We start from the raw sequence: 12,788 nt of genomic DNA on the forward strand, positions 1-12,788 counted from the left end.
GCCGCTGCTCAGGCGCGTTCGCGCAAGCGCGGGTTGAGCGCATCGTTCAGACCGTCACCAAGCAGGTTCAGCGCAAGCACCGCGAGAACGATCGCCGCGCCGGGAATCGCGGTCAGATACCATGCGGTGCGCAACGAATCGCGACCGGCGCCGATCATACCGCCCCAACTCACCACGTTCGGGTCGCCCATGCCGAGAAACGACAGCGACGACTCGATCAGGATCGCGCTCGCCACCATTACCGATGCGGTGACGATCACCGGCGGCAAAGCGTTCGGCAGAATTTCACCGAAGATGATGCGCGCGTTGCCGAATCCCTGGCTGCGCGCGGCAAGCACGAAATCCGCCTGGCGCAGCGTACGGAATTCAGCACGCACGATCCGCGCAACGGTAGGCCACGAGGCGATGCCGATTGCGAGCGCGATGATCGTCACGCTCGGCCGGCCGATCGCCACAATCACGATCACCAGCAAAAACGACGGCACCGTTTGAAAGAGTTCGGTCACGCGTACCAGCAGATCGTCGATCACCCCGCCGAAGAAGCCCCCGGTCGCCCCGACCAGCGTGCCGATCACGAGGCCGATACCCGCCGACGCCGCGCCGATCAGCAGCGACACGCGTGTGCCGTGCGCGATGCCCGCCGCCACATCGCGGCCCAGCGAATCCGTGCCGAGCCAGTATTGCGGATCGGCACCCGGCCATTCAAAGGGCGCCGCCACCATATCGAGCGGATCGCCCGGGAACAGATGTCCCGCGCTGAGTGCGAGCGCGATGAAGGCTGCCAGTAACAGCAAGCCGGCAAACGCGGACGGGTTGCGCAGCAGCGCCCGTCCTACGCCTCGCCCCGGCGCGCGCGATCCGGATGTAGCCGCGGCGCCGGCGCGCCGCTGACCGAACAGCGTGCCGGCCAGTTGACGCCGCCACGGCGACGTTGCGGGCTCAGGCGGCGTGCCAATCAGGTTGGAAGAGTCGGAAGCCATTTCATTCCTCTGAGATTAAACAGGTCGGCGTGCGCGTGAAAGCCGTCACGCGACGCGCGGATCGAGCCATGCCTGCAACAGATCGACCAGCACATTGGCGATGATCACGAGCAGCGACGACAGCAGCAACACGCCGAGCAGCACGCTGAAATCGCGCGCCATCACGGCGTCGAGCGCGAGACGCCCAAGCCCTGGCCAACTGAACACCGTCTCGGTCACAGCCGCACCACCCAGCAGCGTGCCGAAATGAATCCCAATGATCGTCGTGAGCGGCATCAGCGCGTTCCGCAAGACATGCCGCACCGTCACGCGCCATGGATGCAAACCTTTGGCCTGCGCGGTTCGCACGAAGTCCTGGCGCTGCACCTCCAGCATCGCGGCCCGGGTGAGCCGTGCGTAGATCGCGACAAAGAAGGTCGCCAGCGTCGCGGCAGGCAGCAGCACATGTTTGGCTGCGTCGGCAAACCAGGCGAATCCATGCAATTGCACGCCGAGCGTGATGTTGCCCCCGCTCGGCAGCCAGCCCAGATGTACCGAGAACAGCACGATCGCCAGCAGGCCGATCCAGAAACCCGGTGTCGAATAGAACAGCAAGGCCAGCACGGACAGCACCCGGTCGGGCCATTTACCGGCCCAATGCGCCATCACCGCGCCGAGCACCACGCCGGCCACGATCGCGAACGATAAGGCCACGCCCATCAGCAGCAGCGTATTGGGCAGGCGCGACAGGATCAGTTGCATCACCGGCATGTCGTAGCGCGGTGAATAACCCAGACTGAAATGCGAGAGATGCGCGAGGTACGACCACAACTGATGCAGCACCGGCTGATCGAGCCCGAACTTCGCGCGCAGCACCTGCATCGTTTCCACTGTTGCGGAGCCGGACTCGCCGGCCAGCACGTCGGCGGCATCGCCCGGCATCAGCTTGAGCAAAAAGAAGTTCAGGATCACGATGCCGATCACCGTCGGCAGTGCCTGCCACGCGGTACGCCGGGCAATGGCGGCGAAACGCAAACGTCGACTCATCGTGTCTCTCCTGTCATGCGCTCAGATAGACGTCCGCGAGATTGCCTTCAAGGCCCTGCGCGGAAACCGTGTGGTTGTGAACGCGACGGTTCGCGAGCGTGACCATGCGCGGCGCGACCAGGTTGAGAATCGGCAGCTCGCGATACACGATCTGCTGGAACTGCTGGTACAGCGCGACGCGTTTGCTCTCATCGGTTTCGACCGACGCAGTTTCCAGCAGCCGGTCGACTTCAGGATTGCTGTAATGCGGCGCGTTCGAAAACGGCACACCCGGACGGATATTCTTCGACCAGTAGAGGCGCTGAACCCCTACGCTCGGGTCGAACAGTGTGTTGACGCCGATACTGGTGAAATCGAACTGACGATCCGCATACACACGCTTGAGGAACGCCGGCAGATCCTGCGAGCGCACGGTAACGTCGATACCCACCCGCGCCAGCGCCGACTTCACGTAGTCCGCCTGGCGGCGGTACATGTCGCCATAGGGCAGAAAATCGTGCGTCAGACCGAAGCGCACGCCGCCGTCCTTGCGCGGATAACCCGCTGCATCGAGCAGTTTTTCGGCGTTGCCGATATCGAATGCATAGGGTGTGAGCCTCGCGTCGTGATACGGCGAGCCCGGCGTGATCGGCGTGGGCGACAGATCGGCGTAGCCATACGCCACCGTGCGCTGGACGATCTGCGGATTGACGGCATGAGCGATCGCCTGACGCACTCGAAGGTCCTTGAGAATCGGATGGTCGAGATTGAAGTCGATTTCGGCGAGCGGCTCCAGAAAGCGATAGCCGCGTGTCTCGACGGCCAGTTGCGGCAATTGCGTAAGGCGCGGCAGATCGGTGAGCGGCACCGGATTTTCGCCGCCCAGATCGAGCGCGCCGGTTTCGAATGCGGCGGACCGCGCGGCGGCGTCGGGAATCACCTTGAATACGAGGCCGTCGATATACGGTTTGCCCGTGTCCCAGTAGTCCGGATTACGTTCGTAGACGATATTGGCGCCGCGCGTCCACGATTTGAAGCGAAACGGCCCGGTGCCGATCGGCGCGTTGTTATGCGGATTGGACAGCGGATCGCCCGACGCATACAGGTGTTTAGGCACGATTGGTGATTCGCCCGCCGAGAGCGCCTTGAGCAGATACGGGGCCGGCTTCGACAACTCGATCACCGCCGTGCGGGCATCCGGCGTGGCCACGCGTGTTACGTTGGCGAATGTGCTACGGCCGCGCGGATGCACCGCCTTGAGCAGGTCGATCGAGAACGCGACATCGGCTGAGGTGAACGGCTGCCCGTCGTGCCATTTGACGTTCTGCCGCAGTGTGAACGTATACTTCAGCCCATCCGGACTGACGGTCCAGGCTGTGGCGAGCTGTGGTCTCGGCCGCAAATCGAAGTCATAGGCGAGCAGGCCTTCGAGCGCCTTGGAGCTCGCTACGAGCGCGGGACCGGTGGTCTGAAAGATCGACACGAGCACCGGCGGCTCCGGATTGATCAGCATGTTCAGCGTGCCGCCCCGCTTCGGCCCGGCGCTGTCGCCTTGTGCGAACGTCAGTGCGGGCATGCCGGCCGTCGCCAGCGCTGCGCCCGATGAAATCAGAAATTCGCGTCGATTCAGCCCTGCCATGTGATCCCGTTCCTTTTGCCGATGATTTCGATGATTCGGCCCGTCGTGGCCGAATGAATTGCCTTCATGATTTTTTCGGCAATGCTGCTGCCGCAGCGCTCACGATAAAGCCGCTGCGACAGCAAACGAACCAATCGTTATGCATATGCAAAGCACGATGTGAAGGAAAGGCGCCGCACCGCTATGGATCGCCAGCTCAGACGAGAAACACATCGGCCAGATTGCCGCCCAGGCCGTCGGCGGTCACCGTATGGTTATGCACACGCCGGTTGTAGAGGGTCACCTGCTTGAGCGTGACCAGATTGACGATCGGCAGGTCACGCGCTATCGCCCACTGGAACTTTTTAAAGTACTCGACGCGGGTGCGGGGATCGTTCTCCACCGCGGCCGCTTCGAGCAGATGGTCGACCTCGGGGCTGTCATAGTGCGACGCGTTGGAGAACGCCACCCCTTTCTTGAAGTTGCGCGACCAGTAAAGGCGCTGCACACCCACGGTCGGATCGAAGGTATTGCCGAGAAAGTTGGCGTCGAGAGCGAAATCGCGATCGGTGTAGATCCGTCTCACGTAGGCGCCGAAATCCTGCGAACGCACGGTCGACTCGATTCCTATACGACGCAACGTCTGCCGTAAATATTCAGCAAGGCGGGCGAAGGTTGGGTCGTACGGGTTGAAATCGATCGTCAACGGAAAACGAAAACCGTTCGCCTGCCGCGGCAAACCGGCCTCGTCGAGTAATTGCCCGGCTTTGCCGGGATCGTATGGCAAACTCGGCACATCCGGATCATAGAACTGGGTCAAGAGCGGACTGATCGGTGATGGCGAAACGATCCCATACCCGTACCATACCGACTTCAGGATGGCCTGCCGGTCGATGCTGTGCGCAATTGCCTGACGGACCTTCTGCTTCGACAGATAGGGGTTGTCGAGATTGAACTGCAACTGGGTTTGCGCGGCATTGTAGCTATAGCCGCGTGTTTCCAGCGCCAGATGTGGCAGAGCCGCGAGGCGCTGGATGTCGGCGAGAGGCACCGGATTTTCACCCGCCAGATCCAGTTCGCCGGTTTCAAGTGCCACGGCCCGCGCCGCCGGATCGCCGATAAAGCGCACCACCAGTTCATCGATATAAGGTTTTGGCGCGTCCCAGTAGTCAGGATTGCGCACGTACACCACATGACTGCCGCGCTCCCAACGTTTGAACCGATACGGTCCCGTGCCGATCGGCTCGATGTTATGAGGATTCTCCAGCGGATTGCCGCTGCCGTAGATGTGCGCGGGCACGATTGGCGATTCCGATGCGGCAAGCGCATAGATCAGATACGGTGCCGGCTTCGATAACTTCAGCAACGCCGTGTGCGGGTCGGGCGTCTCTACTGCCAGCACGTTGGCGAAGGTCGAGCGGCCGCGCGAGTGATACTGCCTGAGCAGCCCGATCGACACCGCCACGTCTTTCGAGGTGAACGGCTGACCGTCGTGCCAACGCACACCCTCTCGCAGCCTGAACGTGTACTGCAAACCGTCGGGGCTGATCGACCAGGCGGTGGCGAGTTGCGCGCGCGGCTGCACGTTGAAGTCATAGGCCAGCAGACCTTCGGTCACCTTGGGACTGATTCTCTGTTCCGCGCCAGCCGTGGTTGCGAAGTTGACCAGTGCGTTCGGTTCCGGATTCACCAGTACCGTCAACCGGCCGCCGCGTCGCGGCGCCACGGTGCTGTCCTGAACCGCGGCCTGCGCCAACGGCGTGAATGGGCCGAGCGCGACACCCGCCGCACTGCCTGCGAGCCCCAGCAATGCGTGACGACGCCCGGAATGAAATCCTCTGCGCTGACTCATGCGACCTCCCCTCGGAGGCGAGCGCTGTGCCGACCGGCAACGCACCCGCAATGGCTATTGGATGCGCTGCAAGATATCAACCGCAATGTCGCGACAGAACGAATTAATTCAGGATTGCATATCTACTGTCGATAGTTGGCGTTATCGCTCGATGATCGCCGCTTGAGCGCACACCTATGGGAAATCATCGATATCCATATCGAATTTGCTTGTTTGTTCAATAAATTCGTTTTGCTTATCGTTACTCGTCGCTTCAAAACGACCCTCGAACAATCACTTCTCCGACGCTTCTTCCACATCGATTCGAATAATCATGAAAAAACTGCTTTTTGCTTTTAGCGTTTCCTCATTAATGGCCGGCACGGCAAGTGCGCAAAGCAGCGTCACGCTGTATGGGATCGTTACCGGCAACGTCACGTATACGAACAACGCGCAAACCGCTGCAACGTCCGCGTCCGGCAAACCGAAGGGCGGCACCCAGGTGTCGCAGTTCGATAGCGGTTCATCGGGCCTGTCGTCGAGCCGCTGGGGCCTGAAAGGCGTGGAAGATCTGGGAGGCGGCCTGAAGGCCGTGTTCCAGCTGGAAAGCGGGCTCAGTGTGAATAGCGGTGCGCTTGGACAAGGCGGCACCGAGTTCGGCCGCCAGGCGTGGGTAGGTGTCACAGCCGGGCGCTACGGCACCTTCACGCTCGGACGCCAGGGCGACACCTCGGTGGAATTCGTATCGCCGTTGATCCACGGCTGGTATTGGGGCAACCTCTCGATCCACCCCGCCGACTATGACAATCTGAACTTCACGCACCGCATTAACAATTCGATCAAGTACCTGTCGGATTCTTTCAACGGCTTCCGTTTCGGCGGACTTTACAGCGTGGGCGGCGTGGCCGGGAACGTGACGCAGAATCAACTCTGGTCCGCGGGCGGCAGCTATACCGGTGGAGCGTTCGCGATCGCCGCGTCGATCGTCAACGCACGCAACCCGAATACGTCGCTCTACGGCACTAACGCCAATGCGAGCGCCACCGGCAATAACCTGGGTTCCGCCGGGTCGGCCACGGCGCCCGAATCCAATCCCGCGATTGCCGGTTTCGCATCGGCCCGTACGCAGCAGACCATTTCGGTTGCAACGACCTATACGAGCGGCGGTGCGATCTTCGGCGCGGCGTACTCGAATACGCAGTTCCGCGGGCTAGGCTCGAACGCGTCGCTCAATCCGCTCAACTACAGCGGTTCGACCACGCTCAGTACCGTTAGTGCGAGCCTGCGTTATCAGGCCACGCCGTTCCTGCGCTTCGGTACATCGTTCGACTATACGGAGGGAGGAAGCGTCGGTGGCAAGGGCAGCGCGAAGTACGAGCAGTTGAATCTCGGCACGGCGTACTCCCTATCGAAAGCCACCGATCTGTACCTGACCGGCGCCTACCAGCACGCCAGCGGCACCGACTCGCTGGGCCGGCCGGCGGTTGCTGCGATCGGGTATCTCACGCCGTCCGCAACCAGCAAACAGGTGGCGGTCTCGGCGGGCATCAAGCATCTGTTCTGAGGCCGGCGCACCCTGTAGCCCTGTAGGAATGAGTATCGGGTGTCCGTTGTTTCTGCCGCGCGCAACGAACCATGCGCGCGGGAACCGGCGGACACCCTCCATGCAGGTCAATGCACCTTGGGAAAACCGTGCCGCTGCGCGAGCAGGTCGAGGATCCGGCGCGTATCCGTCACGAAGCGCTTGTCGCCCAGCGTCTGCGCATCGGCGGGCGCCGGCTGTTCGTCGCCGAGAATCAATACCGGCAGACTTTGATGCTCGGCATCGAGCGCCTCCACAACCGCGGCGCGCGGACGTGGGAACGGCAGGCGGCGAATATCCAGTTGTGCGTTGAGCACCGGGTCGCTGGCCAGCAAGCCTTCAATAGGTGCGCCATCCGGGCAGATAAAGCGCTCACCGGGATGTTTCGGATCGGTGAAGCCCGGTTCCAGCAGTAAAAGCAGATCTCGGCTCATGGCATTCCGTGATGAGATGATGGATGAATGAACGGCGGCGGTCTTTCCAGTGCCTCAGAAAACGCGGCCTTCGGTCAGGTGCGTGGTCACGCCGTTCAACTCATAATCGCCGACCACGCGCGCTTTATGCAGCAAAGGATTATGGCTGAAGATCGTGCGCAGATTGCGCCAGTGACGGTCGAAATTGTGCGCGCGCCCCGTAGCCGAAGCCCCGCCGATTTCAAACAGACGCTCGCCCGCATGAAGCGCCAGTTTGCTGACCACCAGTTGCGTTTTGGCGGTCGCCAGCGCCCCTTCCAGCACGAGATCTTCCGCATTGGCCGCGCCGCTGCGAATGGCATTGGCCGAGCGGTCCAGGGTGCGGGCGTTTTGCGCCACCAGCGCGTCGATCGAGAGGCTGTGCGCCGCGAGATCGCCTACCACCTGCTGCACGAAACCGTCTTCGCGCGCCGACGCTGCCGGGCTATGCAGTACCGGGCGCCCGTATTGCGTCACGTAGCGCCGCGCGTCCGCGAGAATGTTGCGCACGATCCCTGCCGCGACCGTGACCAGATGCAACTGCCGCACCGCGCTGCCATGGCGGCCCGCGAGACTGGTATAGCCGCGCGTCGCGATTTCATGCGCAAACACCTGCACATTGTCGAGCACCAGGCTGCCGCTCGCCGTCATGCGCTGCCCCATGCCGTCCCAGTCGTCGAGTACCTGCAAGCCTTCGCGAGCGACCGGAATCACGATCGACACCTTCTCGTCGTTCTCGTCCTGCACATTGATACGCGCATAGTCGGAGAACGCGGTGCCGGTCGAGTAGTACTTTTTCCCCGTCACGCGAAAGTGCTCACCGTCGCGCACCAGCCTGGTGACGATTTCGCCAGGCCTCGCGGTACCGAGTTCCGTCGACGCACCGCCGAAGATCGCCCCGTTCTGTACCCGTTCGATCTGCGTGTCGTTGAACGCGGAGCGCGGCGACAGCAGCAACTGCTCGGTCAGATCGAAATGAATCCGCAACGCATGCGCAACATTCGACTCATGCGCGGCCAGTGTGGCGATCACATGAAAGAGATCTTCCAGCGAACCACCGAGGCCACCCCACTCGGCCGGAAAACGGAGCACACCTAGCCCCGATTCGCGAAACAACGCGAAGCGGTCGAACGGCAACTCGCGACGTACTTCGCGTTGCGCCGCATCTTCGCCGATTGCTTCGGCGAGCGCCGGCAACGCGGCGAGTGCCGCCTGAAGCCGCGTACGCGCCGCGCTTTCCTGAGAGACCTGCATGCCTTGATTCCTTGTAAAAGCGCACAGATCAGGCTTGATCCGGCGAGGTGTGCTGGGAGCATGAATATCGGCGTCCGCGTGGGACGTGCCGGTTCGACGGACCAGTATAGGGACGCGGCACGCGGCACTGAACAAGCAATTCAAGCTATGAATATGCGCGATTCTGAAATGCGATTCACCGATAAGGATCGATGAATCCGTTATTGGAGCGCCGCGCGGCATCTTTCTATACTCGATTCCGGTCAGCACTCACCACCGACGAGTGCCAAATCTCAATCGCGGAAGTCCAACATGAGCCTACGTCCCTTGCATGACCGCTTGATCGTCAAGCGTCTCGACCAGGAAACCAGAACTGCCTCAGGCATCGTCATTCCCGAAAGCGCCGCCGAAAAGCCGGACCAGGGTGAAGTGATCGCCATTGGACCGGGCAAGCGCGATAGCGACGGCAAGCGTATCGAGCCGGATCTGAAAGTCGGCGAACGTGTGCTGTTCGGCAAGTACGCCGGGCAGTCGGTCAAGGTCGACGGCAACGAACTGCTTGTGCTGCGCGAAGAAGATGTTGTGGCAGTGGTCACTCAATAACGAACGGAGCGTCAAACCATGGCAGCAAAAGAAATTATTTTTAGCGACGTCGCCCGCTCGAAACTGGTCGAAGGCGTCAACATCCTGGCCAACGCGGTCAAGGTCACGCTCGGCCCGAAAGGACGCAACGTTGTGCTGGAGCGCAGCTTCGGCTCACCGGTCGTGACCAAAGACGGCGTCTCGGTCGCCAAGGAAATCGAATTGCCGGACCGCGTGCAGAACATCGGCGCGCAACTCGTGAAAGAAGTCGCTTCGCGCACCAGCGACGCCGCCGGCGACGGCACCACCACCGCAACCGTGCTTGCACAGGCGATCGTGCGCGAAGGCCAGAAATACGTCGCGGCGGGCCTCAACCCGCTGGACCTGAAACGCGGCATCGACAAGGCCGTGGTCGCCGCGATCGAAGAACTCAGGAAGATCAGCAAACCGACTACCACCAGCAAGGAAATCGCCCAGGTCGCGACGATTTCGGCCAACGGTGAAGAATCGATCGGCCAGCGGATTGCCGAAGCGATCGACCGGGTCGGCAAGGAAGGCGTCATTACCGTTGAAGACGGCAAGTCGCTCGACGATGAACTCGATGTGGTGGAGGGCCTGCAGTTCGATCGCGGCTACCTGTCGCCCTATTTCATCAACGATCAGGACAAACAGGTTGCCGTGCTCGATAACCCGTTCGTGCTGCTGCACGACAAGAAGGTATCGAATATCCGTGATCTGCTGCCGATTCTGGAACAGGTCGCGAAAGCCGGCCGCCCGCTGCTGATCATCGCGGAAGACGTCGAAGGCGAAGCGCTCGCCACCCTGGTGGTGAACAACATTCGCGGCATTCTGAAAACGGTCGCGGTCAAGGCGCCGGGCTTCGGCGACCGCCGCAAGGCACTGCTCGAAGATATCGCGATCCTGACCGGCGGCCAGGTGATCGCTGAGGAAACCGGCCTGTCGCTCGAAAAGGCGACGCTCGCGGAACTCGGTCAGGCCAAGCGCATCGAGGTCGGCAAGGAGAACACCACGGTCATCGACGGCGCCGGCGACAGCAAGAACATCGAAGCGCGCGTGAAGCAGATTCGCACCCAGATCGAGGAAGCGAGTTCCGACTACGACCGCGAGAAACTGCAGGAACGTGTCGCGAAGCTGGCGGGCGGCGTTGCCGTCATCAAGGTGGGCGGTGCGACCGAGATCGAAGTCAAGGAAAAGAAAGACCGTGTCGACGACGCGCTGCACGCCACGCGCGCCGCGGTCGAAGAAGGCATTGTGCCGGGCGGCGGCGTCGCGCTGATTCGCGTGAAGCAGGCCATCAGCGGGCTCAAGGGCGTGAACGCCGATCAGGATGCGGGCATCAAGATCGTGCTGCGCGCGCTCGAAGAACCGCTGCGCCAGATCGTGACGAACGCCGGCGAAGAGGCCAGCGTGGTGGTCGCGAAAGTGGCCGAAGGCACGGGCAACTTCGGTTATAACGCCCAGACCGGCGAGTACGGCGACCTCGTGGAATCGGGTGTGCTCGATCCGACCAAGGTCACGCGTACGGCGCTGCAAAACGCGGCGTCGGTTGCGGGTCTGCTGTTGACCACCGACGCCACCGTGCATGAAGCGCCGAAGGATGCGCCGGCAGCGGGCCAGCCGGGCGGTCCGGGCGCAGGCGGACCGGGTCTCGACTTCTAGGCGTCAAGACGTTCTATCCGCATACACGCCGGCATGCTTTTCAACACGCATGCCGGCGTGGTTCAACATGAATTGGCATGTCAGCCAAGCCAGGCGCCGCAACCTGCCACGCCAGTGCGGCATGCACAAACTCACTCAGAAAAACAGCAGCGTGCGCAGCTCAATGCTTCTGCGCGGCGGCGCATCGGCCGGCGATGTTGGATCGTCGAATGCCGTGTGGGCCGTCAGGCGCGCGATGCCGTCACCCGCCGAATCGTAGATCTTCAGCAACAGGTATTCATCCGGCGACATATGCGGGAAGTAGTACCAGCGGTGCCGCGGATTGAACACCAGCGCATACGTCTCGCCAACCTTGTCGGGATACACCAGGTCCGACGCCACCAGATCGTTGAGCGCAATACTGCGCGAATCGCATAGCGCGAGCGGCGACGCGTGCACCGTTTCTCCGATCGGGCGCCATAGATTGACGATCGCCACGCGGCCTTGCAGCAAACGTTCGGCTTCCGCTGCCGGCAAATGATCGCGCACCCGGCGCGGTCCCGACACAAACGTCTGGTCGTTATGGATGTACTTGACCGGCTCCCTTATGCCATTGCCGCGTTCAGGATTGCCGTCGCGCAGCGTATGGTCGAACACGACTACACGCCGCGCACCGGTAGCCTGCTTCAGCAGGCGCTCCGCCTCCGGATAGTAGACAGACTCGATCTTTGCCGGATCGGAGAAGTCACTCAACGCGCTGGCATGCCGATGCAGTTCGAAGCCGTTACGATCGATCGACAACACGCCAGGCGGCGGCGCAACGCGCGCATTCGCAATGCTGACCCGGTGCGCCCGGTACACGCCGCTGCGCTTCGGAACACCCGGTGGCGGGTCGTACTGATACGACACCGGTTTCTCGCCGGTAAATTCGAGGTAGTTCAGTTCCGCCTCGATTGTCGTGGCCAACACCGGTGCATCGATGACGATATCGCTCATGTTCATGCCCTCACGTCAAAACGATTCGTTGAATGGCCGCAGATCGATTTCCTGCGACCATGCACTGCGCGCCTGTTGATGGAGATACCAGTAAGCGTCGGCGATATCGGCAGGATTCAGGAGGCCGTCCTCACCGCGCTCGGCCACCCGCTGCGGCGAGGACGTACGCAGGCGCTCGCCGTCGATGCCGCCGTCGACCACCACATGCGCAACATGGATATTGCGCGGCCCGAACTCGCGCGCGAGGCTTTGCGTCAGCGAGCGCAAACCGGCTTTGGCGGAAGCGAACGCGGCAAACGGCGGACGCCCACGCAGCGATGCAGTCGCGCCTGTAAAGAGTAACGAACCTCGGCCGGCCGCCAGCAACGGTTGCAGCGCCGCACGCGCGAACAGAAAGCCGCCCAGCGTCGTCACTCGCCATGCGGCCTCGAACTGCTCCGCGCTCAGTTCGAGCGTCGGCGCACGCGTCGCACCGGCGGCGTTGAAAATGGCCACTTCGAGCGTGCCTTGCGTCGTGATTTGCCCGGCAATCGCAGCCAGATCCGCTTCGCGCGTGACGTCGCCCGGCGCAGCGACCGCATGGCCGCCGGCACTGCGGATTTCGTCGACGATCGCATCGAGCCGCTCACGCGAGCGCCCCGTCACGACCACGCTTAAGCCACCCTGAGCGAAGCGGCGCGCGAGCGCCGCACCCAGTCCGGCGCTCGCGCCCACCCCGGCAATCCACGCGAAACGCGTCCTCTCCTGCCGCTCTTCGACAGTCCCGGTCATTGGCATCTCCATTGCAGGTAGCCGCGGCACGCAACGCGTGGCGGCAGTAGGCGCATGCGCCTATCTTTTCAGCGTAGGC

The 12,788-nt window shown here is 62.3% G+C and carries 11 protein-coding genes; 3 read left to right on the forward strand and 8 right to left on the reverse strand.

What is annotated here, in order from left to right; all coding sequences use genetic code 11:
• Window positions 1–8: 8 nt before the first annotated feature.
• The 4 genes from HWX91_RS27545 to HWX91_RS27560 form a co-directional block, all read right to left on the reverse strand.
• Window positions 9–980, reverse strand: coding sequence for an ABC transporter permease (locus tag HWX91_RS27545; RefSeq protein ID WP_028199796.1), 972 nt, complete (start codon window positions 978–980; stop codon window positions 9–11).
• A gap of 45 nt (window positions 981–1,025) precedes the next feature.
• Window positions 1,026–2,006: an ABC transporter permease gene (locus HWX91_RS27550; protein ID WP_028199797.1), complete on the reverse strand. Its 981-nt coding sequence runs from the start codon at window positions 2,004–2,006 to the stop codon at window positions 1,026–1,028.
• 13 nt (window positions 2,007–2,019) lie between these two features.
• Window positions 2,020–3,624: an ABC transporter substrate-binding protein gene (locus tag HWX91_RS27555; protein WP_028199798.1), complete on the reverse strand. Its 1,605-nt coding sequence runs from the start codon at window positions 3,622–3,624 to the stop codon at window positions 2,020–2,022.
• Between the two features lie 196 nt (window positions 3,625–3,820).
• The gene (locus HWX91_RS27560) at window positions 3,821–5,455 is read right to left on the reverse strand and encodes an ABC transporter substrate-binding protein (protein ID WP_081833223.1); all 1,635 of its coding nucleotides are present in this window, start codon (window positions 5,453–5,455) and stop codon (window positions 3,821–3,823) included.
• 313 nt (window positions 5,456–5,768) lie between these two features.
• Between HWX91_RS27560 and HWX91_RS27565 the strand changes: the two genes are divergently transcribed.
• Window positions 5,769–6,998, forward strand: a complete 1,230-nt coding sequence (locus HWX91_RS27565; protein ID WP_028199799.1) for a porin — start codon at window positions 5,769–5,771, stop codon at window positions 6,996–6,998.
• A 107-nt stretch (window positions 6,999–7,105) separates the two neighbouring features.
• Here the strand turns inward: HWX91_RS27565 and HWX91_RS27570 are convergent, their stop codons facing one another.
• Together HWX91_RS27570 and HWX91_RS27575 are read right to left on the reverse strand one after the other, a co-directional pair.
• Window positions 7,106–7,450, reverse strand: a complete 345-nt coding sequence (locus HWX91_RS27570; RefSeq protein WP_028199800.1) for a DUF3088 domain-containing protein — start codon at window positions 7,448–7,450, stop codon at window positions 7,106–7,108.
• Between the two features lie 54 nt (window positions 7,451–7,504).
• Window positions 7,505–8,722 carry an acyl-CoA dehydrogenase family protein gene (locus HWX91_RS27575; protein WP_028199801.1) on the reverse strand — a complete coding sequence of 406 codons (1,218 nt, stop codon included), beginning with the start codon at window positions 8,720–8,722 and terminating at the stop codon, window positions 7,505–7,507.
• Between the two features lie 291 nt (window positions 8,723–9,013).
• Here HWX91_RS27575 and HWX91_RS27580 point away from each other — a divergent pair, with 291 nt between their 5' ends.
• The gene (locus HWX91_RS27580) at window positions 9,014–9,304 is read left to right on the forward strand and encodes a co-chaperone GroES (protein ID WP_028199802.1); all 291 of its coding nucleotides are present in this window, start codon (window positions 9,014–9,016) and stop codon (window positions 9,302–9,304) included.
• An 18-nt stretch (window positions 9,305–9,322) separates the two neighbouring features.
• Window positions 9,323–10,963: a chaperonin GroEL gene (gene groL / locus HWX91_RS27585; RefSeq protein ID WP_046565759.1), complete on the forward strand. Its 1,641-nt coding sequence runs from the start codon at window positions 9,323–9,325 to the stop codon at window positions 10,961–10,963.
• Window positions 10,964–11,098: 135 nt separating this feature from the next.
• Here groL and HWX91_RS27590 read toward each other — a convergent pair whose 3' ends face one another.
• Window positions 11,099–11,938 (reverse strand): CmcJ/NvfI family oxidoreductase, encoded by an 840-nt coding sequence (locus HWX91_RS27590; protein ID WP_102857492.1) that lies wholly within the window; start codon window positions 11,936–11,938, stop codon window positions 11,099–11,101.
• A 15-nt stretch (window positions 11,939–11,953) separates the two neighbouring features.
• Entirely contained in the window at window positions 11,954–12,709 is a 756-nt protein-coding gene (locus tag HWX91_RS27595; protein ID WP_046569787.1) for an SDR family NAD(P)-dependent oxidoreductase, read from the reverse strand.
• Between the last annotated feature and the right edge of the window lie 79 nt (window positions 12,710–12,788).

It is taken from the genome of Paraburkholderia fungorum (assembly GCF_902833645.1).
In the GTDB taxonomy this organism is placed as follows: domain Bacteria; phylum Pseudomonadota; class Gammaproteobacteria; order Burkholderiales; family Burkholderiaceae; genus Paraburkholderia; species Paraburkholderia fungorum.